This is a genomic window from Serratia sp. CoH_134_PS_4, assembly GCF_058190535.1.
Window position 1 is genome coordinate 50,058 of the sequence record NZ_JBXWKI010000013.1, and the last position, 24,411, is coordinate 74,468.

At 49.1% G+C, this 24,411-nt stretch carries 20 protein-coding genes and 1 tRNA gene; 8 read left to right on the forward strand and 13 right to left on the reverse strand.

Going from position 1 to position 24,411, the window contains the following annotated elements:
• Positions 1 to 2: 2 nt before the first annotated feature.
• Genes citF through citC form a run of 4 tightly spaced genes read right to left on the reverse strand, consistent with a single transcriptional unit; the run spans position 3 to position 3,790 of the window.
• Positions 3 to 1,508: a citrate lyase subunit alpha gene (gene citF, locus AC2FCQ_RS19080; RefSeq protein ID WP_490308853.1), complete on the reverse strand. Its 1,506-nt coding sequence runs from the start codon at positions 1,506 to 1,508 to the stop codon at positions 3 to 5.
• On the reverse strand, positions 1,508 to 2,428 hold the full coding sequence (citE, locus tag AC2FCQ_RS19085) for a citrate (pro-3S)-lyase subunit beta (protein WP_209635942.1): 921 nt from the start codon (positions 2,426 to 2,428) through the stop codon (positions 1,508 to 1,510). Before citE ends, citF begins: the two co-directional genes overlap by 1 nt.
• A complete protein-coding gene (citD, locus tag AC2FCQ_RS19090) occupies positions 2,412 to 2,720 on the reverse strand; it encodes a citrate lyase acyl carrier protein (RefSeq protein WP_209635944.1) in 309 nt (102 codons plus the stop codon). The genes citE and citD overlap by 17 nt, the downstream gene beginning before the upstream one ends.
• Complete coding sequence (gene citC, locus AC2FCQ_RS19095) at positions 2,717 to 3,790, reverse strand: [citrate (pro-3S)-lyase] ligase (RefSeq protein WP_490308852.1); 1,074 nt, start codon at positions 3,788 to 3,790, stop codon at positions 2,717 to 2,719. Before citC ends, citD begins: the two co-directional genes overlap by 4 nt.
• A 313-nt stretch (positions 3,791 to 4,103) precedes the next feature.
• Here citC and dpiA point away from each other — a divergent pair, with 313 nt between their 5' ends.
• From dpiA to AC2FCQ_RS19115, 4 genes are all read left to right on the forward strand, one after another.
• Positions 4,104 to 4,790, forward strand: coding sequence for a two-component response regulator DpiA (gene dpiA, locus AC2FCQ_RS19100; protein WP_209635947.1), 687 nt, complete (start codon positions 4,104 to 4,106; stop codon positions 4,788 to 4,790).
• Between the two features lie 113 nt (positions 4,791 to 4,903).
• Positions 4,904 to 7,987, forward strand: a complete 3,084-nt coding sequence (locus tag AC2FCQ_RS19105) for a beta-galactosidase (protein ID WP_490308851.1) — start codon at positions 4,904 to 4,906, stop codon at positions 7,985 to 7,987.
• A 119-nt stretch (positions 7,988 to 8,106) separates the two neighbouring features.
• Positions 8,107 to 8,182 (forward strand) — tRNA-Asn (locus AC2FCQ_RS19110).
• A 279-nt stretch (positions 8,183 to 8,461) separates the two neighbouring features.
• Positions 8,462 to 10,174, forward strand: a complete 1,713-nt coding sequence (locus tag AC2FCQ_RS19115; protein ID WP_490308850.1) for an AIPR family protein — start codon at positions 8,462 to 8,464, stop codon at positions 10,172 to 10,174.
• Between the two features lie 285 nt (positions 10,175 to 10,459).
• Here AC2FCQ_RS19115 and AC2FCQ_RS19120 read toward each other — a convergent pair whose 3' ends face one another.
• Complete coding sequence (locus AC2FCQ_RS19120; RefSeq protein WP_490308849.1) at positions 10,460 to 11,272, reverse strand: abortive infection system antitoxin AbiGi family protein; 813 nt, start codon at positions 11,270 to 11,272, stop codon at positions 10,460 to 10,462.
• Positions 11,273 to 11,678: 406 nt separating this feature from the next.
• Between AC2FCQ_RS19120 and AC2FCQ_RS19125 the strand changes: the two genes are divergently transcribed.
• Positions 11,679 to 12,158 (forward strand): hypothetical protein, encoded by a 480-nt coding sequence (locus AC2FCQ_RS19125; protein ID WP_490308848.1) that lies wholly within the window; start codon positions 11,679 to 11,681, stop codon positions 12,156 to 12,158.
• 221 nt (positions 12,159 to 12,379) lie between these two features.
• Here AC2FCQ_RS19125 and AC2FCQ_RS19130 read toward each other — a convergent pair whose 3' ends face one another.
• The 8 genes from AC2FCQ_RS19130 to AC2FCQ_RS19165 form a co-directional block, all read right to left on the reverse strand.
• A complete protein-coding gene (locus AC2FCQ_RS19130) occupies positions 12,380 to 12,826 on the reverse strand; it encodes a universal stress protein (RefSeq protein ID WP_490308847.1) in 447 nt (148 codons plus the stop codon).
• 167 nt (positions 12,827 to 12,993) lie between these two features.
• Positions 12,994 to 13,713, reverse strand: a complete 720-nt coding sequence (locus AC2FCQ_RS19135; RefSeq protein WP_490308846.1) for a PA1136 family autoinducer-binding transcriptional regulator — start codon at positions 13,711 to 13,713, stop codon at positions 12,994 to 12,996.
• Positions 13,710 to 14,585 (reverse strand): glyoxalase III HchA, encoded by an 876-nt coding sequence (hchA, locus tag AC2FCQ_RS19140; RefSeq protein WP_490308845.1) that lies wholly within the window; start codon positions 14,583 to 14,585, stop codon positions 13,710 to 13,712. The genes AC2FCQ_RS19135 and hchA overlap by 4 nt, the downstream gene beginning before the upstream one ends.
• Positions 14,586 to 14,700: 115 nt before the next feature.
• Entirely contained in the window at positions 14,701 to 15,468 is a 768-nt protein-coding gene (locus AC2FCQ_RS19145; protein WP_490308844.1) for an ABC transporter ATP-binding protein, read from the reverse strand.
• Positions 15,455 to 16,465, reverse strand: a complete 1,011-nt coding sequence (locus AC2FCQ_RS19150; RefSeq protein ID WP_490308843.1) for a FecCD family ABC transporter permease — start codon at positions 16,463 to 16,465, stop codon at positions 15,455 to 15,457. The genes AC2FCQ_RS19145 and AC2FCQ_RS19150 overlap by 14 nt, the downstream gene beginning before the upstream one ends.
• Positions 16,466 to 16,656: 191 nt before the next feature.
• The gene (locus tag AC2FCQ_RS19155) at positions 16,657 to 17,607 is read right to left on the reverse strand and encodes an ABC transporter substrate-binding protein (RefSeq protein ID WP_490308842.1); all 951 of its coding nucleotides are present in this window, start codon (positions 17,605 to 17,607) and stop codon (positions 16,657 to 16,659) included.
• A 53-nt stretch (positions 17,608 to 17,660) separates the two neighbouring features.
• Positions 17,661 to 18,062, reverse strand: a complete 402-nt coding sequence (locus AC2FCQ_RS19160) for a hypothetical protein (protein WP_490308841.1) — start codon at positions 18,060 to 18,062, stop codon at positions 17,661 to 17,663.
• 27 nt (positions 18,063 to 18,089) lie between these two features.
• Positions 18,090 to 19,445 (reverse strand): MFS transporter, encoded by a 1,356-nt coding sequence (locus tag AC2FCQ_RS19165; protein WP_404759272.1) that lies wholly within the window; start codon positions 19,443 to 19,445, stop codon positions 18,090 to 18,092.
• A 340-nt stretch (positions 19,446 to 19,785) separates the two neighbouring features.
• Here AC2FCQ_RS19165 and amiA point away from each other — a divergent pair, with 340 nt between their 5' ends.
• From amiA to katG, 3 genes are all read left to right on the forward strand, one after another.
• Entirely contained in the window at positions 19,786 to 20,634 is an 849-nt protein-coding gene (gene amiA / locus AC2FCQ_RS19170; protein WP_490308840.1) for an N-acetylmuramoyl-L-alanine amidase AmiA, read from the forward strand.
• A 171-nt stretch (positions 20,635 to 20,805) separates the two neighbouring features.
• Entirely contained in the window at positions 20,806 to 21,858 is a 1,053-nt protein-coding gene (locus AC2FCQ_RS19175) for a porin (RefSeq protein ID WP_490308839.1), read from the forward strand.
• A gap of 321 nt (positions 21,859 to 22,179) precedes the next feature.
• Positions 22,180 to 24,378 (forward strand): catalase/peroxidase HPI, encoded by a 2,199-nt coding sequence (katG, locus tag AC2FCQ_RS19180; RefSeq protein WP_490308838.1) that lies wholly within the window; start codon positions 22,180 to 22,182, stop codon positions 24,376 to 24,378.
• Positions 24,379 to 24,411 lie beyond the last annotated feature (33 nt).

Below are 24,411 nucleotides of genomic sequence, written 5' to 3' on the forward strand. Positions count from 1 at the left end.
GGTTACTCCGCCACCTGATGCACCACGTCGATCACCGAACCGTCGCGGTAGCGCACCACGGCCACCACCTTGTCGGTAAAGGTGATCGGCTGCGGCTCACCGGTCAGCAACAGCGCGCGCTGCCGCAGCAAGTCGATGCCAACCACCGGCAGCCCAGCCTCTTGCAGCCGCTGTGCCAGCTCCGGTCGCGCCGGGTTAACGGCAATACCGTGATCGGTAACCAAAATGTCAATGCTGGAACCCGGCGTCACACAGGTGGTCACCTGCTCTACCAGCGTTGGGATGCGGCCACGTACCAGCGGCGCCACGATGATTGCCAGCCGCGCAGCCGCGGCGGTGTCGCAGTGACCGCCGGAGGCGCCACGCAGCACGCCGTCGGAGCCCGTCAGCACGTTGACGTTAAAGCCAGTGTCGATTTCCAATGCGCTCAGCACCACCACGTCAAGCCGATCGACCGAGGCCCCCTTCGAGCTGAAATTGGCGTATTGGTTGGCGCTGATTTCGATATGATTCGGGTTACGCGCTAACGACATCGCCGCCGCGCGGTCAAAGCTCTGCACGTCCAGCAATTTGGCGATCAGCCCTTTTTCATGCAAATCCACCATGGTCGACGTGATGCCACCGAGCGCAAAACCCGCCCGCACGCCGCGTGCGCGCATTTTGTCTTCCAGAAAACGCGTCACCGCCAATGAGGCACCGCCGGTACCCGTTTGCAGCGAGAACCCTTCCGTAAAGTAGCCGGAGCCGGCGATGACCTCAGCGGCACGGCGGGCAATCAGCAATTCACGCGGGTTGGAGGTCATCCGCGTCGCATCAGCACCAATCTTGTCGGCATCGCCCACTCGCTCGAGTTGCACGATCAGATCAACCCGATCCTGCGCCAGGCTGGCCGGATGATGCGGGTACGGCACGATTTTTTCAGTGAGTAGCACTACGGTGCCCGCAGCGTCGGCATCCACTTTGGCGTAGCCCAGCGAGCCGCAGCAGGCTTCGCCGCTGTAGCCATTGGCATTGCCGAATTCATCGCACGCCGGCACGCCGAGGAAAGCGACATCTATCGTTAACTCACCGGATTCGATCAGGTTTACCCGGCCACCGTGGGAGTGGATTTGCACCGGCTCGGCCAGCAGGCCGCGCGAAATGGCATCCGCCAGCGGACCGCGCAGGCCGGAGGTGTAAATGCGGTTCACCACGCCATTACGGATATGACCCACCAGCGGCGCATGGCATTCGCTCAGCGAGCTGGAGGCCAGCGTCAGGTTACGAAAGCCCATCGCCGCCAGCGTTTCCATGACCTGATTCAACGCCAGATCGCCGCCGCGAAACGCATGGTGGAAAGAAATGGTCATGCCGTCCTGCAAACCGCTGCGGCGCACCGCCTGTTCCAGCGTGTCGCAGCGTTTGATATCACGCGGCTTGCGCGCCTGTTGGTTGGCCTTGGAGACATCCTGATAGCAGCGAAGATCCGCCAGGTTATTCAGAGTCATCAGTCGTTGTTGACGTTTCATTATGCTTCCTCCCCGTGCTGAGCCGACGCTTCGCGAATGCCGGAAAGCGCTGCGCGCTGCAACACCAGCCGCGCACGTTCAATCACCGGGCTGTCGACCATTTTGCCGTTGAGCGACACCACCCCACGCCCTTCTTGTTCTGCCGCTGCAGCGGCATCCACCACCCGCTGGGCATGGGCCACTTCTTTGGCCGTAGGCGCATACAGGTTGTGCAGCAGTTCAATCTGCCGAGGGTTAATCAGAGATTTGCCGTCGAAGCCAAGCTGTTTGATCAACGCCGCTTCCTGCAAGAAACCCGCCTCGTTATTGGCGTCGGAATACACGGTGTCGAAGGCCTGAATACCGGCAGCCCGTGCCGCCTGCAGCAGCGAGCAGCGCGCAAACAGCAGTTCAATGCCCTCTGGCGAACGTTCGGTACGCAAATTACGCACGTAGTCTTCCGCCCCCAGCGCGATGCCTATCAGGCGTGGCGAAGCATGGGCAATGGCCACCGCCTGAGTGATACCCGCCGCCGATTCAATCGCCGCCAGCAGACCGGTACTGCCCACCGGGCGGCCGCAATCGGCCTCGATAGCCGCAATTTCACGGTCCATGTCCACCACGTCTTGTGCGCTGTCCGTTTTCGGCAGGCGCACGATGTCCGCCCCGCCGCGTACCACCGCCTGTAAATCCGCCAGCCCATAGGCAGAATCCAGTGCATTAACGCGCACTATGGTTTCCACTTCCTGATACAGCGGGTGTTGCAACGCGTGATACACCAGCCGCCGTGCCGCGTCCTTTTCGCGCAGAATTACCGAGTCTTCCAGATCAAACATCAGCGCGTCGGCCTGATAGATAAAGGCGTTGCTTACCATCGCCGCATTGGCACCGGGCACGAACAGCATGCTGCGGCGCACGCGGTGTTTATTCAGCGTTTTCATTGCGCACCCCCCACGGCAATTGACCATTGTCACTGGCGCGCATCAGCGCGGTTTCCAGCCGGGCCCGCAGCACGCAGTCCAGTGCGCCTTTGTCGTCAACCATTACCTGCACCGGCTCCACCTGGTAGTGCTGCAACACCTCCAGCAGCGTTTGTCGAATGGCTTCACCGAACTGTTTTTCCACGCTGCTGGCGATCAGCAGATCGTGTTCCGGCCCCTCTGCGGGCGCGATGCGTACCATGACATCACTGGATTCCAGCGTGCCGGCCATTGCTTCTCGGATAATTTTCATCTTTCACCTGATTGTGCGGATTCAAAGGGTTTTGCCGTCGGTTTGGCCCGGCGCTGCGTTTGCAAATCTTGCAGGTAGTAAAGGGTGTCTGGCGGAACCAGCGGCGCGGCAGCGTGAAAGTCGCCCGCGGCCAGCAGTTTGCGGACCCAAGAGGCGGAGATCGCCACGCCCTGATATTGCAAACGCTCAATTTCTACCAGCGTGATAGGCGGGCTGGGCAAGGCTGGGGTTTCAAGCCAGTAGCGCATATCGCGGTTGTATTTTGCGGTGACGGCGCAGAAGGGTTCGTTGCCGACAAAACGGTGGGTGATACCCAGCGCGGGTGCCAGATACTGACGAAAGATCTTCAGATCGATTTCGGTGTAGCAGTCGTCGGCAATGCCCTGATCTTTAATGAAGTAACAGGGGAATGTGGCACGTGAAATGACGTACTGGGAGCCTTCATGCACGGTCAGATTGGGAATGTCCGCCGTGCCCGCCAACACCAACCGCCGTCTGTCTTCGTAGCTGAAACGTGAGGTGTCTTCCTTCACTAAAAACAGGTGCAGCCAGTCGCACTTTTCTGCCGCCTTGCGCACCAAATATTGATGCCCGCGCGTAAAGGGGTTGGCGTTCATTACGATGCTGCCAAGGGTATTGCCCGGCCGACGCTGCTCTGCCAACTGTGCTGCATAGCGTTTTAAACGGCACGGGCTATTTTCCATCAACACCACGATGCCCGGCACCTGGGCAATCGGGTAGAAACCACACTGGCGGAACAGCGGCTCATTTTGTATTTTGGTGTAGATAAACAGTTGGGTGTGATGGCGTTCATACGCCAGATTCACCAGCTCGGTTGCCAGCGTCAGCCCCAGCCCTTCACCGCGCATTTGCGGGCTGATGGCGACGCATTTGATAATATTGTCTGCAATGCCGCCGCAGGCGACCAACTTATCGTTTTGCGTAACGGTAATAAATATTTCAACCGTGGTGTCAATATTCAGATCGTTACTGCGCAGGAAAGCATTAATCTGCGCGATACTTTTGTGATCTGACCTTTTGACTCGATTAAATACGGTATCGCCCAACATAACACGCTCTCTGGGTTAACTATTAAATAACAAAATAAATACAAAAAATAATGTGAATTAACATTTTTAAAGGCAATTAAAACCTTAAAAACCATGAAGATAAAATCGTAAGCAGCATTTAATAAAACAATGGTAAACAGAAAAAAATAGCGAATTATTGACCTATTTCACAAACACCTTTCGGTTAATAAGTTATTTAATGTTCTTTATTTACTTAATTATTTTTATGGTGTTTATTACTGAGAAAATCTTTATTTGATGGTGCAATTCACTTACATTTACTTAGCATATTTATTTCAATCGTAGGTTGACTATGGAATGGTTGAACATACTGATCGTTGAAGATGAAACGCCGTTGGCGGAGATGCATGCAGAATTTATCCGGCAGAACGGCGGTTGCCGGCAAATCTGGCTGGCCGGCACCCTGGCGCAGGCCCGCATGATGACCGACCGCTTCAAACCGGATCTGATCCTGCTGGATAACTTCCTGCCTGACGGCCAGGGTATTGAGTTACTGCGCGAACTGACGCTGAACGGGTATACCGGCGGTATCGTATTCATCACCGCCGCCAGCGATATGGACACCGTCGCCGAAGCATTACGCCATGGGGTGTTTGACTACCTGATCAAACCGCTGGCCTATGATCGTCTGACCCACACGCTGGTACGCTTTAGCCAGCGGCACCAGGCGCTGAAGGATAAGGCACGCCTTAATCAACGTCGTATCGATCAGATGTTCAATACCTATGCCCGTGGTGAGCCTCAGACGGCATTGCCAGCGGGCATCGATGAGTTGACGCTGGTTAAAATCCGCGCCTTGTTTGAGACGCCTTCGGAGAGCCACACGGCTGAAAGCGTTGCGCAAAAAATGGGGTTAAGCCGCACAACTGCACGCCGCTATCTGGAGTTTTGCACCGCCAGACAACAGCTACGCGCAGAAATCATTTACGGCAAGGTGGGCCGCCCACAGCGGATTTACCGTTTGCCGCCCCCTGAATAAGCGGTTATTTGATCGGCCCTGCAAGCTTGAATGTAACCGCTTTACTTTTTTGGTACTCCTCAGCATCTTATTTGGCATGATGTCCCTCTAAACCGCCGACAGGACGATCGCCGATGAGTGCACTGCCCCCGCCTTCCCTGAAAGACCTTATTGCCCGCCGTGACTGGCAAAATCCGGCCTGCACCCATTATCGACGGCTGGCTGCGCACCCGCCTTTTGCGAGCTGGCGCGATCTGAACGCGGCGCGTGACGATAGCCCCAGCAACAGCCAGAAAACGCTGAACGGCGCCTGGCACTTTAGCTATTTCACCCGCCCACAGGCGGTGCCCGAAGCCTGGCTGCGGCAGGATCTGAGCAACGCTGACCGGGTTAACGTCCCATCCAACTGGCAGCTTGCCGGTTATGACGCGCCAATCTATACCAACGTGCGTTATCCCATTCCGGTTAATCCGCCGCTAGTGCCGGAACAGAACCCGACCGGCTGCTATTCCAGGTTCTTTACGGTTGAACCCGCTTGGTTGGCTGAAGGACAAACGCGCATAGTTTTTGACGGCGTCAACTCGGCGTTTTATCTGTGGTGCAACGGCCATTGGGTTGGTTATTCACAAGACAGCCGCCTGCCCGCCGAGTTTGACCTCAGCCCCTGGCTGCAGGCGGGCGAAAACCGGCTAGCGGTGATGGTGTTGCGCTGGTGTGACGGTAGCTATTTGGAAGATCAGGACATGTGGCGTATGAGCGGGATTTTCCGCGACGTTACCCTGCTGCATAAGCCGGCCACGCATCTGTGCGATATTCGCATTACCACCCCGCTTTACGACAGTTTTCGCCGTGGCGAACTGGTGGCAGAAGTACAGGTCAATCGACCCACGCAGCACCGGGTGCAGTTGCAGCTGTGGCGCAATGGCCAGCTCGTGGGGGAGAAAACCCAGGCGTTCGGCAGCGAGATTATCGACGAACGGGGTGCCTATGACGATCGCACCACTCTGCGCTTGCCGTTAGAACAACCGGCGTTATGGAGCGCGGAAAGCCCCACGCTGTACCGTGCAACGCTTGCTCTGCTGTCGGCGGAAGGGGAAATCATCGAGGTAGAAGCTTACGACGTCGGCTTCCGTCAGGTAGACATCAGCAATGGCCTGCTGAAACTTAACGGGCAGCCGTTATTGATCCGCGGAACCAATCGCCATGAACATCATCCGCAGCACGGTCAGGTCATGGATGAGGCATTGATGCGCCATGACATTCTGTTAATGAAACAGCACAATTTCAATGCGGTGCGTTGTTCACACTACCCGAACCACCCGCTTTGGTACCGCTTGTGCGACCGCTATGGGTTGTATGTGGTTGACGAAGCCAATATTGAAACCCACGGCATGCAGCCAATGAACCGGTTGTCTGACGATCCGCTGTGGCTACCGGCAATGAGCGAACGTGTAACGCGTATGGTGCAGCGGGATCGTAACCACCCTTGCATCATTATCTGGTCGCTGGGCAACGAGTCTGGGCACGGCAGCAACCATGACGCGCTCTACCGCTGGGTGAAAAGCCAGGATCCCACCCGCCCGGTACAATACGAAGGTGGCGGAGCCAACAGTGCCGCAACAGATATTCTCTGCCCAATGTATGCCCGCGTGGATCAGGATCAACCTTTCCCTGCCGTACCCAAATGGTCGATCAAGAAGTGGATCGGCCTGCCGGATGAACACCGTCCTTTGATCCTGTGTGAATACGCCCATGCGATGGGCAACAGTTTCGGCGGTTTTGACCGCTACTGGCAGGCGTTCCGTCAGTATCCGCGTTTACAAGGGGGCTTCGTTTGGGATTGGGTCGATCAGGCGCTCACTCGCCGTGATGAAAACGGTGAGGAATACTGGGCTTACGGCGGCGACTTTGGCGATACGCCGAACGATCGACAATTCTGCCTTAATGGGCTGGTATTCCCCGATCGCACACCACACCCTGCGCTGTTTGAAGCGCAACGGGCGCAGCAATTTTTCCAATTTACCTTCGACGCCAATACGCTGACGCTGACCGTCAGCAGCGAGTATCTGTTCCGCCATACCGATAATGAACGCCTGAACTGGCGGCTGGAGCTGGATGGCACAGAGCGTGCCAGCGGCAGCCTTGATCTCTCCTTACCCCCGCAGGGCAGCGCCAGCATTCACCTGATCGACCGTTTGCCGATGCTTCATCAACCCGGTGAACTGTGGCTGAATGTGGAAGTGGTGCAACCGCAAGCTACCGACTGGTCCGAAGCGAACCACCGCTGCGCCTGGGATCAATGGTTGGTCCCCCGCACATTGCATATTCCACCGCTCGCACCGAACGGCGTAGCCCCACAGCTCAGCCAAAATGACCAGACGATCGACATCAGCCATGGCAGCCAACGCTGGCAGTTTACACGCGACAACGGCTGTTTAACCCAGTGGTGGCAACACGGCAGCCCACTATTGCTGACCCCGCTGCGCGATAATTTTATCCGCGCACCGCTGGATAATGACATCGGCATCAGCGAAGTCGAACGTATTGATCCCAACGCCTGGGTCGAACGCTGGAAGCTGGCGGGAATGTACCGTCTGGAAGAGCACTGCACGCTGCTACAGGCCGATCGCTTGAGTGACAGCGTGCGCGTAGTGACCGAACATCGGTTTGGGGTTGATGGGCAAACGCTGTTATGCAGCCGCAAGCAGTGGCTGTTCGACAGCCAAGGCGCGCTCAGCGTCAGTGTCGACGTCGATGTCGCCGCCAGCCTGCCACCACCGGCACGTATTGGCCTGAATTGCCAACTGGCAGACATCCACCCGCAGGCACAATGGTTGGGCCTTGGGCCGCATGAGAACTACCCGGATCGTCGCCTCGCTGCGCAGTTTGGCCGTTGGCAACTGCCGCTGGCAGACCTGCACACGCCATACATCTTCCCCGGTGAAAACGGCCTGCGCTGCGACACCCGTAACCTGCAGTATGGCAATTGGCAGATTGATGGGCTGTTCCACTTCTCTCTCAGCCGCTATGGCCTGCGCCAGTTGATGGCGTGCAGCCACCAGCACCTGCTACAGCCGGAAGCCGGTACCTGGCTGAATCTGGACGGCGTTCATATGGGGGTTGGCGGCGACGATTCCTGGAGCCCGAGCGTCAATGCCGATTACCTGCTTGACCGCAGCCATTACCACTATCAACTGCGTCTAAAACGCGCAGAATAGGGCTAAATCTGCTAAAACCTCAACGGGTTGCGCATTCTGTAAGCAAACAGTCACAGAATGCGTAATCCACCTTTGACATGCTGCCGACACCCCGTTATGATTCCGGCCGTTCACACGATTCCTCTGTAGTTCAGTCGGTAGAACGGCGGACTGTTAATCCGTATGTCACTGGTTCGAGTCCAGTCAGAGGAGCCAAATTTAGAGAAGCCCGCTTAGGAAACTAAGCGGGCTTTTTGCTTTTCGTTTTTTTGAATGGCAGCTTTGAGCGAGGAGCGGAAGTTTCGATAACGAATCCATGACTAACATTGGCATACATTGTTCTACGTGAGAAGGTCAAATGGTGCTCGAATGCTCCTATGATCTTCGATAAACTGCGTCTATCTTATTGTTAGTAAAGGTGGACTCCAACCCTTTACTCCATTAACGTAGTTTTGATTCCATTGGACTTCCAACCAAGTACAGGAGAGTAAAAGAATGAGTGAATTTACCAACTCACAAATAATAATGGAAAAAATTATTAAGGAAGAAGCATCTGAGCAAGGTGAACGTTATTCGGATTATTTTGAACTTTACACTGCATCACAGATACTTAAGGATTATGACGTAACTTATTCTGATATAGAATATAGCATAGTTGGGGATGGGGGTGATGGCGGTGTAGACTCGTTCTATACATTTCTCAATGGGGAGTTAATAAAAGAAGACACTGATTACTCAAAAACAGGAAAGCATAACAAAATAGAAGTAATCATTATTCAATCGAAAACATCAAAAAATTTTGGTGAAGATGCTATTGTTAAATTTAACGAAGTGACTAGGGATTTATTTAATATATCAGCAGATATAGGCAGCGATAGTTTAAAAAGACGTTACAATGATGATCTTAGAGCAAGAGTTTCTATCTTTAGAGATGTCTATAGCAATTTAATGAAAAGTTTCCCCGATTTAACTTTTTCATACTACTACTCAACTCTTGGTGAGGAAGTCCATCCTAATGTTGTCGATAAAGGAAACACATTAAAAGAAACAATCCTTAAGATGTTTACAGGCTCTAATTTCTCATTGGATTTTGTCGGCGCGAGCAATTTAGTTGAGTTGAACAGAAAGGTAAAAAGCACTTCAAGAATGATGGAGTTGGCAGAGTCACCCATAGCCACAGTAAGTGGTAGTTATCTGTGCCTTGTTAATTTAAAAAAATATCATGAATTCATATCAGATAATGATTCTCTTTCGCGGAGTATCTTTGAATCAAATGTGAGGGACCATAATGGAGATGTTGTTGTCAACGTAGCTATTCAAGAAACACTTACCACTGGCAAAGAAGATTTTTGGTTCTTGAATAATGGCGTCACAGTGATCACATCAAAAGCAGTTCTTTCAGGCAAAACCTTGACTATTGAAAATCCTCAAGTGGTTAATGGCTTACAAACTTCACATGAGATTTATAACTATTTTTCCAATTTAGAAGGAACTTCTCAGGAAGATAGGAATTTATTAGTTCGTGTTATTTGTGAGGGGGACGCGGAATCTAGAGATAAAATAATAAGGGCAACTAATAGTCAAACCAGTATACCTCCTGCCTCATTAAGAAGTGCGGATGTAATACATCGTGATATTGAAGACTTCTTCAAAGCTAATGGTTTCTTTTATGATAGGAGAAAAAATTTATATAAAAACGAAGGCAAGCCAGCCTCTCGTATAGTTTCCATACCTTATTTGTCGCAATGTGTTATAACTACGGTCCTCCTTCAACCAAATAATGCAAGAGCAAGACCATCGACTCTCATAAATGACAATACTCGATACGAACAAATTTTTAACAAAAAAAGCCCACTATCTCTCTATCTAAACTCTTATTTGATTTTAAAAAAATGTACTGAGTTATTGAAATCTTATGAATTTGAAAGTAAGAGGGATTTCAATAATATTATTTATCATACTGCAATGGCCGTTGTTTTAAGGCTAGCTATAACTGATGGGAAACAAGATAATATTCCAAAATTTGTTGGTGGCTTTGATATATCTAGAATCACTCATGATTACTTTAACGATGTATACTCTTTGGTGTGGGGGAAGTATAAAAAATTAGGTGCTGATGACACCACCGCAAAAGGAACAGACTTTGTGTCTAACATTGTTCAGTTACTAAAAGAGTCAGCAGAAGAAATACCTAAAACGCAGATTTGACACCTGATATTTAGTAAGTGGGGTCGTTAGGGATTCGTAATGTTTTATAGGTCAAGAGTTCTAACCTTAACTGAAGATTACGTTCCATTGCTCGACCCCGTCCTGATCGAAGGTGATTAACTAAACTATCACGATCCGTTCATCGTGGAACAACACATATTGCTAATAGTGGTCTATGTGAAAAACGGGGAGTAGGTTAGTTTTAGCGTTAAACACAATAAGAGCACGATGAAGTATCAAAAAGGAAGCATTGCATAGATAATTTATGCCCACACGGGGCTTAGATTACATATCATTCGCTATCAATTCGGTTGAGAGAACCCTTGGAATCAAGTTGCTTTTTGAACCATACTTTATATGCAGAAAGTCCATCATCATTTCAACATCACTTTCATGCTTTACAATGACATATTTAATATCCTTATGAGAAAAGGGCAACCTGTTATCATCATAATATTCGTTATATTTTCTCTTGCCATCTTGAGTTGATATGTTTTTCGAAGCAGCGATCACTGGTTTTCCAATCGACTTTTCTATATCTGGAACAAATCGCCACTCTCTCTCATCTGCAAAAATATAGTTAGGTATCTCCGGACCATTGCGTCGTTTCAAAGTCGCCTGGTAATTTTTCATGTATCGCAAAGGGTCTACAATTTTCTTGTAACTAAGGTTAGCCGAGTCATATTTCCGCTTTGCATTATTTAACTGAGATTTTGTTCCTGAAGATTTCATTTTTTCTAAATGATTTGATAACTTATTAATCTCTGCTTTTAAACTCCTTATCTCCAGATTGTAATTATCAAAAACAGAAGAGTGCTTGGACATGTAAATTACTGGGTTAAGTCCATTTTCGCTTGCCCAATCTTTTGATAATCCGATGCCATAATGGCCATAACTTTCAGTATGCTGGGTAAGCTGCGTTAGCCTGATATCACAAAATGAAACCATCGGTATACCGAAATTTCTATTCGTACTCTGGCCTTGTATAAATTCTCTAGCGAAAGAAATTCGAAAATCACTTGAGTCAAGTATCTCAAATAAGGTATCTAACTTTTCAGTAAAATGAAACAAGGTAGTTGGGTATAAGCTACGCGACATAATGATCATCCATAATATGATTTATAAACTAAGTACCATAAATCAAGGTTATCAGTACCCTCCATACATCAGCAAGCGGAATTAGCGACAGTAACCTGCTCCTCATTAATCAACACTAAGAGCTGTTAGCTACTTCCGCTCTTGGCACCAAGCAGACGGCTGAACGACTCGTAGTCTCCTCTAAGCTAAAAGCAGAAATTGCACTTTGTCATCAATCGTTAAGGGGCAGAGTAGCCAACGTAAATGATAACTACCAACGCAGTGGCGACTAGCAACATTTATCTCATGAGCAAGATATTTTTCCCTTTTCATACCCTTAGGGCATAACAGTATCAACTATTTCTGAACCCTGCCGATACTGACAGCACGACCATCATTTATTGATAATGAAAAAAGGAAATTTGAATTGAACAGAATAACAGGAATTACTGTTTTATGTTTAGTGCTGATGGGATGTAGTTCTGTGCCCTCAGAAAACAAAACCCAGTACCTAAGAACGGAAATGCAGTCGCCAGTTTCAGAGCCAACCACAGTAACCGTAACCGCAGAAAGCCTTCTGAAAAAAGAAAATACCCGTCATTTGATGACGTACGCACTCCGTCCGTTGTCTGGAAAAGCATTCGCCTCTGAGTTGGACAGAAAATTTGCTGCAGCGACGATGTATATCGATTTGTCTCCAGGTAAAGGAAACAGAACGGCTGAGATCAGTGGTGAGATAAATTACTATCATCTCGAGCGATACGTAAATGGCCGCCTGGTAGGTGACAGTGTCAAGACAATACAGGTTGCGCCACAGATCATCCCACTGACACTCAATAAGCCATTCTCAATTAATCTGCCACAGGGGATTCACTATTCCGTCATGCTGACGGACAGCCAGCCTTGAAGATAGCTAAACCTTCATTTTAGGTGCAAAAATACTCGACACCATTACGCGCTGGGTATTTACCCCATTCTCTGCATACAAACGCATCAGGTTACCCAGGAGCGAGAAGCGGACATTATTTTAAGTCTATCTGAAACACGGTGGCAAAAGCCTGGTGCGGCGTGACTGTGTCTGCCGCTTATCCCCACATACAGATAAGACCCACCTGCTCAGCAGCGCCCTCAAGGCGATGAAATTATTGGCTCGGGGGGAACATGAACAATCAGCACATCAACAGTTAAACGGTTGATGAATTCGAAAGAAAAGGAGGTATAAACACCCAAAAAGCGGTTTTCATGACCCAGCATAACCAGATCTATCCCTTCACTGTCGATCACTGCCTGAACGTCTTTGAATCTATGGATACTGACGATCGACTTTACCTTGACGTCAAAAGTGGCAGACCCTGCCAGACGGCTAAGCATCGCCTTAGCTTCAATCACTTCATGTGATTGACGATCCTTGATTAAGGCATCGCTGGTGTAATCCAACTCTCTATAATCTTCGCTGATATGCCCTAACGTGATACAGGTGCCCATTTCTTTCGCAAGACGTTCGGCATGCGCCAACATGAGCTGACCGCCCGTCTCATTTTGGATCAACAACAACGCATGCTTGTAAATGTGCATACATCACCTCTCAACAGCATCACTCCGGCAGTTGCGTCTTTACCCTCCAGATGTCTGCCAGTCAAAACCTGCAATCCTTAATACACTTACGCCTTACAAGTATAAACGCGTATTTAATGCTCAGAAAAATCCACCGGGATAAACCCAACTGGTTTTTTTGTCTGCCATCACATTTCAATCTCACCGTTGCGGATCGCTACACCGATCGCCTGAGCGGTCGTGGTTGCGCCGAGCCGCCGGCGTATTCGGCGCAGATGGTTTTCCACCGTTCGCTCCGACAGCCCCAACGTGGCAGCGATGTCGGCCTGGCGCCGCCCGGCAGCCGTCCATGCCAACACTTCACGCTCACGCGCCGACAACCTGCCGAGCGTGGCCTCTGCTGGCAACTCAAGTAACCTGCGCGCAGAGACAAAAGCCGCCGTGCCCACGATTAGCATCGCCAACCGAATTGGCGGAGAGCTTTCAATGCACTCACCGCCGAAACTGACCGCACCTTCCAACCCGGACGGGCCGAATATCGGGATCTGCACCCCATGAACGCCTGGGCCGCGAGGCGTGCGAACAATCTGATAGCAGCTCCCCTTTTCCCCCTGCGCCTTGCTCCAGAAAAAAGGTTCTGTTGCCTGCAGCATATGCCGGGTTACCGGACAGTGCCGAAGATAGGTTACGGCATCCACCACTTCGCCGTCGCCGAACCAATTGCCTTCGACCCAGTAGATGCGATCAACCCCCTCATCTTCCCTGGCGGCAGTAGAAAATAACACGAAGCGATCAAAACCATGCGGAACTGCGAAGGCGCGAACCCTCTCCTGAATGACAGAGAGGGTGTCCGCACGCTCAATAGCCAGTGCAGTGAGAAAGGCCTCTTGAGCAATGTCCACGCTCATCGCCCAGCGACATCGGCCAACAGCGTCTGTGCAGCCAGCTTGCCGAGATTGTTGGAAGCCAGTGGGCTGTCACCGGTCAACAGCCGCCGATCTTTATGCACCTTACCGGTGATATTGGTATTAAGGATTGTAACGCCCAATTCACGCAATCGCTCGCCCACCAACCAAGGCATCGGGCCTGGAATATAGCCGATATCAATATTAGCGCCGGTATCGAGCGCATCAGGAAACACGCACATTTCGTACCCACGGTACAAGAAATCGTCTTTACCCTCACCAAGCCCAGCAGCCAGTAAACCGGCCGGGCCGTGGCAAAGCGAAATAACGTAACGATCATTGTCGTGCGCCCAGAACAGGGTTTTCTTAACGTCTTCACTGAAGGGGATATCATTAAGCACCCCGTGGCCACCCGGAATAAAGACGGCAATATAATTGCCGGCGTCCAAGTCCTTCACCACATCAGAGAGTTTTTTTGGTTGCTTGAGCTGGCTACGGTATTTTTCATATGTGGCTTTGACCGCTTCATCCTCACCAGGGAAGGCCCACATTTCCAGTTTGACCGGATCGCCGGACGGCGTGGCGATATCTATCTCAAAACCGGCAAGATCCATGTGGTACATCGGCAACAACATTTCGACCGGATGGTTGCCGGTAGAAAAGAATTTGCCGTTTTGCATCATCAAATAACGCTCCTGCGAGGCGATCATCAATACCTTCCATTTCCCCCCCCGATACGCGTTGGGGTAGCTGGCACCGTCAAAATCAGTTTTTGACGACGTGTACTGCGACAGTGAGTAAGGTGATGGGAAGAAAGCATTTTCTTCCGCGATATCAGGGGTTGGATTACGATCCGCAGAGGGTAAATCAGTCATGATTATCTCCTTATTTGGGTTACGATTTGTGCTGCTGTTTCAGCTTAATTAAGAGAAACCCGAACCGCAATGAGGGATATCCCTTAATAAAACTTTTCGACCTTGATATCACATGTCAGTTCAACTTATGTGGCCTGATGACAAACGCTTCATCAGGCCCTCCTTCGCCCTCATAACGATATTTTCTTACGGGCACCTGGAAATATTCTTCCAGATACTCCTCTTGAAGAAGAGCATTTTTTTCACCAAATATATAGTGTTCTTTATCCATTAATAAGCATTTATCAGAAATACTCTCCGCGTAGTTGATAAAATGCGTGTTAAAAATTACAGTAACCTTTCTCTCTCTTGATAACGCCCACAGCATATCAATAACTTTCGCTTGGTTTTGAAAATCCAAATTAGATTCTGGCTCATCAAGAACAATCACATCAGGTTCCGCAACTAACGCTTTAGCAAAATAGCACATTTGCAACTCACCGCCGCTGATCTGATTAATACATTTCCCTCTGAGCCTACCAACATCAAGCCTATTCAAAATTTCCGAGGATCTATCAAAATCCTCTTTACCTGGTTTCGAAAAAAAACCTTTTCGCTGTGAGCAACCAAAAGAAACAAAATCGAGAACGCTGTAAGAGAAATGTAATTTCTTCGCCTGAGGAACGTAAGCGAGCCGTGCTTTTCTGTTATCAATATCCTCAATCACGCAGGCACCGGATACCGGTTGATAGATACCCGATAGACTTTTCAACAGTGTCGTTTTCCCTGCGCCATTTGGCCCCATCACACAAAGGATGTCTCCTTTTTCAAGATGGAAGCTAATATTGTTTATAACTTTTCTTGAGCCTTTAAAACCAAAGGACAATTGTTCAACTGTTATCATATCTACGACTCATAATGAAAAGCAGTGCAAATAACGGAGCCCCAATGAGCGCAGTCAAAATTCCGATAGGGATCTCCGCATAAGTGGCGCTCCTGGCAATATTATCAATAATCAACAGAAATAATGCCCCACCAAGCGCCGAAGCAGGAATCAGCCTACCGTGGTTACAACCGAGCACGCTTCGAATCAGATGAGGGATAACTAGCCCAACCCAACCGACAACACCAGCAATAGTGACTGAAGCAGAGACCAATACTGCGGATAAAAAAAGTAATGCTACTTTTATCCGCTGCGGATTAAGACCCGCGATTTTTGCTTCATCATCCCCCAACGAGATAATATTCATTTTCCACCTTAACGTATAGATTGCAAAATAACTGATCGCATACAGTGGAATAAGCCAGTAAACTTGCTCTTTAAGCACTGACGCAAAACTGCCCATCAGCCAAAAAACGATGGCCGGCAATGTATCCTGTGGATCGGCCACATACTTAATTATTGATATAAAAGACACGAATACCGAAGCGATGATAATTCCTGACAGAATAGTGGTAAGTTCATCCTGCCGTTTTTTGAAATGGCAGATACCAAACACAAGCACTAGACTCAATATGCCAAAAAATAATGAACATAACGAACTCAACGCAAAAGGAAAACTAAACAGTATGCCAAGAGCTGCGCCAAAAGCAGAGGCCGAGGAGGTTCCCAGCACATCCGGGCTGGCCAGTGAATTTTTCAACACGGCTTGAAAAGTGGCACCAGCAACCGATAACCCCCCACCGACCATCATCACCGCGATGACTCTTGGCACACGCAAACTAAAAATAACGGAGTAGTTGGCTTCATCCTTTGCAGACAATTTCGCATGTAATAAAACCTGCATTATTTCGTCAACCGACAAAGAGTATCTACCGACAAATAATGAGGCGACGGCAACAAGGCATAAAACCACAGATAGCCCAGCCATTATGGCGGCATATTTTTTTCTATCAGGCATAACCATTACTTCCATAGAGAGGTTTAATTATTATATTTCTCACCATAAAATAATTTACGCGAATTATCTCTGAGCCAAAACCTCATTCAATAAACGTTCCGGTATGGCGTAAGAGAACATCTTTTCATAATAATCTCGTGTTATATCCTTCAGCTTTTCAGCACTAATATATTCTGGATTGTATTTACTGATCATAAATAATGGCAACAGCGATGTTTCTGCAGAGAGCCCCCCCAGTTATGTATCCCTACCGGCGTTGAGTAAACCTTGCCGTTTTTTACTGCTCGGAGATCTTTCCAGTCCTGACCTGGGATTTTACCTTCCAACAGAGCGTTGGCACTGCCGAAGACAACAAAAATCACGTCAGGATCCCATTGCATTATCTGCTCCATCGAGACATTTATGTAACGCCCAGCATCACCGCTGACCTGTAAACTACCAGCAACATTCTCCATTCCTGCCATTTTCAGGTAGGTATCGCCATAGGTGTGAGGGCCACTCACCTTGAGCTGTTTGCCATCGCTTTCTTCAAGATACAATGCTTTGACATGTTGCTGCCTGATATCCGCAGCATAAGGTTGGATCATCGTCAACATGTTTTCCCAAGCGCTTTTGAATTTATGCGTATGGGGTAATCCAAGCGTTTCCGCAAACTTATTCTCCCAATAAACCTGGGTTACCATCGGTTCATACTTGGTTTTCCCGCCAGCGTCGAGATTAATGACGGGCACCCCTGCCCGCTCCAAGTGATCATCCTGACTTTTACCATAGTAATAAATAATATCCGGTTTAAGGCTCATCAACGATTCCATATTGACCGTATAGTCATTATTGATAAAATCTGTGGTGATCCTGCCGATATCCGGTTTCATATCTTTCAGTACATTCATGTCGGAATGCGTAAAAGCCCAAGGGCCAACGCCGATGACATGTTTATAGGCTGAATCATTAGCCAATATCACACCAAATGGACAATTGCCGGTGATAACAATACGGCTATATTTACCAGAAACCGGATGCAATACTTCAGTGTCTTTTCCGGCAATTTTTGTCGTAATATCTCCGTTGGCGCTGCTAGTCGTCGGTAATGAAAATGCCGCCAACAAGATGGTAGCAAATAGTTTTATTTTACTGATCATCATCCCCTCGCATTGTCTCATTGATAGAATTTTTTTGTTTTAGCCTCTTCAGGTCATTAGGCTACCGAAGCAGTGATGCCCGCTGCCAGAATGGTTAATCCGGCCACAATAACAATTGCGGTTGTGGCGACAGCCCCACCGCCAACCAGCGCAGCCGTCTTGCCTTTAGAAATATCCTGCCGTTCAAGGAAAGAAATCTGTGTAAAAGGTATTATTTCCCCCGTATCAGCAATAATGGCATTGGGTTCAATTTTCGCCACGTTCATCTCTCCACCACTGCCATCCTTTAATCCATACTTCAGGTGGTCACCAATATAGACCTGTGGCTGAAGATGGTAATAATTCCCCTCTTGTCCAATAGCCTTTTGCTGTAAGGCTACTGGGTTGTATGTGGTACAACCGCAAAGCGACATCATCACCAATCCGAGGATAAATGGAGCCAAATTTGCCAATTTCATTGAAACCTCTAACTTATTTATGCATGATTAAGAGCGTATTGATTTAAAACGCATATAGCTAACCATTAGGGAAAGAAATGAAAAAACAGCGCCCGAAACCAAACTTATGCTCGTTGCCTGACAGCCATAAAAATTAAAGAATATTGCTACCATGGCGGAACCAACGATTTGCCCCACTAACCGCGAACTGCCCAATAATCCACTGGCAATACCGCTGTTCTCGTGTGATACCGCCGTCATGATCAAGAAATTATTGGGTGACTGAAACAACCCGAAACCGATGCCGCAAATCGCTACACGCCAAACGATCGCCGTATTTGAAGGAGCATCTGGCAGATAAACCATCAACACCATGCCCATAAGCAAGAAAAATAGTCCTGCTACTGCAATAATATTGGGATCATATTTTTTGATAAGATCGCCAGAAACCAAGGATGTCACCATAGTCGCTAATGGCCATGCTGTCAGCAGTAAACCGATTTCCACTACGTTTCTTTGCAATATGCTATGAAAATAAAAAGGCAGCGACACGTAGGCCAGCAACTGTGTGCTGTAAGAAAACATCGACATCAATAGTGACAGCGTCAGCGTAGCGTTACGAAATATCGTCACTGGAATCATCGCCGCAGCTTGTTTCCGCCGTTGATTCAGGTAAAGCAGTACTGCCAATGCAACGAAAACTACAAAGCTAGCTGCTGCCGACAAGAAAGAACTCTTTGTCATGCTCAACGTAAATGACGAGAAAAAAATAAACAGCGCGAAAACTAAAAGAGCGCCTCCTGTATCAAACTTTACATTGCGCTGGGGCTTAGGGGCTAAGGAGATAACACTCAGCAACAGTGAAAGGCAAGCAATAGGAACATTAATAGTGAATAACCAGTTCCAATTGGCCAGAGACAATATTGTTGAGGCGATCGATGGCCCTGCCGCTGCGGATACGGAAACTACCATGACGTTTATCCCCAGCCCCCGGCCCAATAATTTGTCCGGATAGATCTCCTTAATCAGTGCCGCATTGACGCTGAGAATAGCCGCTGCGCCAAAGCCTTGCACAACTCTGAATAGCGTCAACGTATCTAGCGTTTCTGACAACGCACATCCCATAGAAGAGCATGCAAATAGAATTACGCCGGCCATGAAGATGTTTTTATTACCAATAGTTCTCCCCAATGCGGCAAATGGCAATAGAGAAGCAATAACCGCAAATTGATATGCATTGATGATCAATATTGAAGCCGCTTCTGACACGGCAAAATCTTTTGCGATGATAGGGAGTGCCACATTTGCGATAGTGCTATCGAGCATGGCGATGACGGTGCTCAGGGATACGGCAAGCACAGCCAAAACATTCAATTTGTCTTTTTTATAGGGTTTTATATTCATTTTACCTCCCCTGGAAGAGAAACTGCATTTATGCCAAAGACAATCGTTGCTCCTTGCTGAGGATCACCCTTGATTTATACGTTATAACATAACATTTTCAAATGATAAAAATTATCATTTGAAATAATTGATTGCATAATGTTTCAAATTTGAAATTAACAATTTAAAAACATAAAAATCACAGATAATAACACCAATTAAACAGAAAAATACGGATTATAAGACTAGAGAAATTCATGAAATGAAATAGAAATTAACGGGTGCTAACAGTCGATAAGTCGAGCCGCTAAAATTGTTATGTTATAACGTTATATCAACTTATATCCTCTACGGTGGCCCAATGAATAAGAAAAAATCATTACAAATCAGAGCATCCAGACGCACGATTATTTTGGCCGGTCTGGCGGTCTTGGCATCAAATATCAAGATTTCGCAAGCTCATGCACAGGGCCTGCAGCATGTAAGGAAAGTACCGATGGCCCCAGACGCTAAAAAACCACACAAGAAATATCTGGTCGTGCTTGATCCGGGTCATGGAGGTATTGATTCGGGCGCCATTGGACACGCGGGTTCTCAGGAAAAGCATGTGGTGTTGGATATTGCAAAAAACGTTCGTGCCTTGCTCATTCAGCATGGAATTAATGCTCACCTAACACGTACCGACGATGTTTTTATTCCGCTTTATGACCGCGTAAAAATTGCCCATCAACACAATGCCGATCTTTTTATGTCAATCCATGCGGACGGTTTCACCTGCCCTTCCGCCTGCGGTGCTTCCGTTTTCGCGCTATCTAATAAAGGCGCCAGCAGTGCGATGGCAAAGTACTTATCGAACAGTGAGAATGCGGCCGACGATCTCGCCAGCCCTGCGGTCATTAAAAAAGATCATTATTTACAAGAAATACTTTTCGATTTGGAACAGACGGAAACAGTAAAAGAAAGCCTTCTCCTGGGTTCTCACATCATTAAACACATTGCGCCAATGCATCATCTGCATTCCAAAAACACGGAACAGGCGGCATTTGTGGTATTGAAATCGCCCTATATTCCCTCTGTGCTCGTTGAAACCTCGTTCATTACCAATCCGCAAGAGGAAAAACTGCTTGGAACGGCGGTATTCAGACATAAAATCGCCACAGCGATTACTAACGGCATCTTGAGTTACTTCACTCATATAAAAAATGCTTGATAAAATACAATAATAAAATGTCACCCCACCCTAAAATACTTTTACTTTCAGAAGCAATATGTTGAGCAAAAAAAAATAAGAGGGGAATTGAGCGTTCACTTACGATAGCAAAAAATGCTATTCACTCAATTTCCTCACTTTAACTTCTGAAGACAAAGGATTTTTCCGCTGATGTTAGTACGCATTTATCCCCGCCAGTTAGCCGAGTGCCTTTGTGCACTATCGATATTTTTTTGCTCAAACACCTTTGCGATCACACTCAAAGACAATGGTCAGGAGCGGTTGGATTTTTACGGCACCATTATTGCCAGACGTTATTCCAGCAGTAATGTTCGCAACGATGGTGACCGTAGTTATATCTACTTTGGTCTGTTAGGAAAAAGAAATCTCGGCCAGCACTGGAGAGCCTATGCGCACTGGGAATATACCGTCAGTTTTGCCGACGCCAGCAGGAACAGCACCAGACTCGCCTACTTAGGTATGGAAAACCCATCATTGGGCAGTATAAATATAGGTAGGAATTGGGGCGCCTTATATGACGTAACCTCCCTTACTGATCGTTCACCGTTATTCAGAGAAATGTCTTACAACTATATAGATAATTTTATGCGTGGCCGAGCACTCAACCTACTGACTTACCGTAAAAAATTAAAAATTTTACAGCGTAACGCCGCTATCGCACTCCAGTATCAATTCAAAAGCAATAGTGATGAACAGACAATAAGTAAGCAGAATGGTAATGGTATCGCCGCCTCTTTCAGTTACGCACTGACGCCGGCGATCACCACTATTTTTGCAGCATCATCATCCTTATCTACTCAGCAGCAGAATAATCATGCCGATTACGGAAGAAAAATAAATACTCTGGCAGAAGGGGTGAAATATGCAAAAAAAAGAACCTATCTCGCTGCCGTGTTTACACAAAGCGATAGTGCCATAAAACCACAAACATCCGATAATTGTGGCTCATCTTCCAGCTATGAAATCCTCGCTAAATACCGGCTGACGGACAAGTTCCAGCCCAACGTTGGCTATACGCGCCTTATACAAAACGCCTCGGGAAAACACGAGAGTGTATTGAATTACGAAGAAATCGGTTTCAGTTGGCTCTTTAATAAGAACATGCAGGCATTTATCAATTATGAGTTCAATAACATGAGTAAAAACGGCGCCGACGTCGATGTGTCTGACAAATTCGAGGTGGGTATAAGCTATCACTGGTAAGTGAAGAACAACAGTTTAGGGTCAGCATCCTGTTTCAAACGCATTCATGGCTATCAATGCTCGGGTAATGAATAGTCAGGGACTATCACAACATTCAACTATACCTATTTTATCTATCCGCAGCCGCTGACTAAGCTTATCCATGAGTGTTTCTTCGCTCTTTACCGGCTCTGAAGATGAAAACCCAATGTATTCAATGAGGTTATGTTATTTAGCGCAACACCCGACGCGTGCATTGGCCCGCGATGTCACGTTAACCGCTCCTCAGGTATAGGACAGACAGGGCCTGACGAGCGAACCTACAGAAGCAGAGAGCGCACCATGACAACTGAAAGTAAATGCCCGTTTTCCGGCGGCGGTAAACTGAATGCACCACGCCGCGGCCCTTCCAATCAGGACTGGTGGCCAAACCAACTTAACCTAAAGCCACTGCACCAGCATTCCCCCCTTTCCGATCCGATGGACCCTGACTTCGATTACGCCAAAGCCTTCAACAGCCTGGATTTGGCCGCCGTCAAACAAGATTTGCATGCCCTTATGACCGATTCGCAAGACTGGTGGCCGGCAGACTTTGGCCACTATGGCGGCCTGTTCATCCGTATGGCTTGGCACAGCGCCGGGACTTACCGTATCGGTGACGGCCGGGGCGGCGCAGGTGAAGGTCAGCAACGCTTCGCACCACTCAACAGCTGGCCTGACAACGTCAGTCTCGACAAAGCCCGTCGCTTACTGTGGCCCATCAAACAGAAATACGGACGCAAAATCTCCTGGGCTGACCTGATCATCCTGACGGGTAATGTGGCTCTCGAATCCATGGGCTTTAAAACCTTTGGCTATGCGGGGGGACGCGCTGACACCTGGGAACCGGATGACGTTTATTGGGGATCAGAAAAAATCTGGCTGGAACTGAGCGGCGGCGCTAACAGCCGTTATTCAGGCGACCGCGACCTTGAGAACCCGCTGGCAGCCGTGCAGATGGGTCTGATCTACGTCAACCCAGAAGGACCGGACGGCAACCCTGATCCCGTTGCCGCCGCCCACGATATCCGCGAAACCTTCGCCCGTATGGCGATGAACGACGAAGAAACCGTGGCATTGATCGCCGGTGGTCACACCTTCGGCAAGACCCATGGCGCAGGCCCGGCATCACATGTCGGCGACGATCCAGAATCTGCGGGCTTAGAGCTGCAAGGGCTCGGCTGGCAGAGCAGCTTCGGCACCGGCAAGGGGAAAGACGCGATCACCAGCGGTTTGGAAGTGACCTGGACAACCACCCCTACCCAGTGGAACCACGACTTCTTTAGACACCTGTTTGAATACGAATGGGAGCTGACGCAAAGTCCGGCAGGCGCCCATCAATGGGTAGCCAAAGACGTCGGGGACACCATTCCCGATGCGTTTGATCCCGCCAAAAAACAGCGCCCCACCATGCTGACGACCGACCTCTCGCTGCGCTTCGATCCCGCGTACGAGAAAATCTCACGCCGCTTCTATGAACACCCTGAGCAGCTTGCCGATGCGTTCGCTCGCGCCTGGTATAAATTGACCCACCGCGACATGGGGCCGCGTGCGCGTTATCTCGGTCCAGAAGTGCCGGCAGAAGAGCTGATTTGGCAAGATCCCATCCCCGAAGTCGATCATCCGTTGATCAACGATCAGGATATCGCCGCGCTCAAAACCCAGATTCTGGCTTCCGGTTTGCCGATCTCCGTGCTGGTATCCACCGCCTGGGCTTCAGCGTCCACTTTCCGCGGTTCCGACAAGCGCGGCGGAGCCAATGGTGCACGCATTCGTCTGGCCCCGCAGAAAGACTGGGCCATCAACCAACCCGCTCAACTGGCGCAAACGCTGGCCAAGCTGGAAGGGATCCAGCAGGCGTTTAATCACGCACAGTCGGACAATAAACGTGTTTCTCTGGCGGACCTGATCGTACTGGCCGGTGTGGCAAGCGTGGAACAGGCGGCGATCAACGCCGGCCATCCTGTCAGCGTGCCCTTCACGCCGGGCCGTATGGATGCCACGCAGGAACAGACCGATGTCGACTCCTTTGAAGCGATGGAACCCGTCGCAGATGGGTTCCGTAACTACCTGCAGCGTCAATTCAACGTGCCGGCCGAAGCATTACTGGTCGATAAAGCGCAGCTGCTGACGCTAACGGCACCGGAGATGTCGGTACTGCTGGGCGGCCTGCGGGTCTTGAATGCCAACGTGGGCCAAAGCCAGCATGGCGTATTCACCCAACGGCCACAGGCGCTGACTAACGATTTCTTCGTCAACCTGCTCGATATGAACACCACCTGGAAACCGGTGGGCGAGGAAGGCGTGTTCGAAGGCCGCGACAGCAAAACGGGAGCGCTCAAGTGGACGGCAACCCGCGCAGACCTGATCTTCGGTTCGCACTCTCAACTGAGAGCACTGGCGGAAGTCTATGGCAGCGCAGATGCCCAAGCGAGTTTTGTGCGGGACTTTGTTGCCGCCTGGAATAAGGTGATGAACCTCGATCGTTTCGACCTCGCCTAAGCTCACACCGCAGTAACGTCGCCCGCTTAAGGT

What these genes read in the sequence shown, in the direction of transcription:
- citF (WP_490308853.1), bottom strand. Translation starts at nt 1,508, where the DNA reads ATGAAACGTCAACAACGACTGATGACTCTGAATAACCTGGCGGATCTT.
- citE (WP_209635942.1), bottom strand. Translation starts at nt 2,428, where the DNA reads ATGAAAACGCTGAATAAACACCGCGTGCGCCGCAGCATGCTGTTCGTG.
- citD (WP_209635944.1), bottom strand. Translation starts at nt 2,720, where the DNA reads ATGAAAATTATCCGAGAAGCAATGGCCGGCACGCTGGAATCCAGTGAT.
- citC (WP_490308852.1), bottom strand. Translation starts at nt 3,790, where the DNA reads ATGTTGGGCGATACCGTATTTAATCGAGTCAAAAGGTCAGATCACAAA.
- dpiA (WP_209635947.1), top strand. Translation starts at nt 4,104, where the DNA reads ATGGAATGGTTGAACATACTGATCGTTGAAGATGAAACGCCGTTGGCG.
- AC2FCQ_RS19105 (WP_490308851.1), top strand. Translation starts at nt 4,904, where the DNA reads ATGAGTGCACTGCCCCCGCCTTCCCTGAAAGACCTTATTGCCCGCCGT.
- AC2FCQ_RS19115 (WP_490308850.1), top strand. Translation starts at nt 8,462, where the DNA reads ATGAGTGAATTTACCAACTCACAAATAATAATGGAAAAAATTATTAAG.
- AC2FCQ_RS19120 (WP_490308849.1), bottom strand. Translation starts at nt 11,272, where the DNA reads ATGTCGCGTAGCTTATACCCAACTACCTTGTTTCATTTTACTGAAAAG.
- AC2FCQ_RS19130 (WP_490308847.1), bottom strand. Translation starts at nt 12,826, where the DNA reads ATGCACATTTACAAGCATGCGTTGTTGTTGATCCAAAATGAGACGGGC.
- AC2FCQ_RS19135 (WP_490308846.1), bottom strand. Translation starts at nt 13,713, where the DNA reads ATGAGCGTGGACATTGCTCAAGAGGCCTTTCTCACTGCACTGGCTATT.
- hchA (WP_490308845.1), bottom strand. Translation starts at nt 14,585, where the DNA reads ATGACTGATTTACCCTCTGCGGATCGTAATCCAACCCCTGATATCGCG.
- AC2FCQ_RS19145 (WP_490308844.1), bottom strand. Translation starts at nt 15,468, where the DNA reads ATGATAACAGTTGAACAATTGTCCTTTGGTTTTAAAGGCTCAAGAAAA.
- AC2FCQ_RS19150 (WP_490308843.1), bottom strand. Translation starts at nt 16,465, where the DNA reads ATGCCTGATAGAAAAAAATATGCCGCCATAATGGCTGGGCTATCTGTG.
- AC2FCQ_RS19155 (WP_490308842.1), bottom strand. Translation starts at nt 17,607, where the DNA reads ATGATGATCAGTAAAATAAAACTATTTGCTACCATCTTGTTGGCGGCA.
- AC2FCQ_RS19160 (WP_490308841.1), bottom strand. Translation starts at nt 18,062, where the DNA reads ATGAAATTGGCAAATTTGGCTCCATTTATCCTCGGATTGGTGATGATG.
- AC2FCQ_RS19165 (WP_404759272.1), bottom strand. Translation starts at nt 19,445, where the DNA reads ATGAATATAAAACCCTATAAAAAAGACAAATTGAATGTTTTGGCTGTG.
- amiA (WP_490308840.1), top strand. Translation starts at nt 19,786, where the DNA reads ATGAATAAGAAAAAATCATTACAAATCAGAGCATCCAGACGCACGATT.
- AC2FCQ_RS19175 (WP_490308839.1), top strand. Translation starts at nt 20,806, where the DNA reads ATGTTAGTACGCATTTATCCCCGCCAGTTAGCCGAGTGCCTTTGTGCA.
- katG (WP_490308838.1), top strand. Translation starts at nt 22,180, where the DNA reads ATGACAACTGAAAGTAAATGCCCGTTTTCCGGCGGCGGTAAACTGAAT.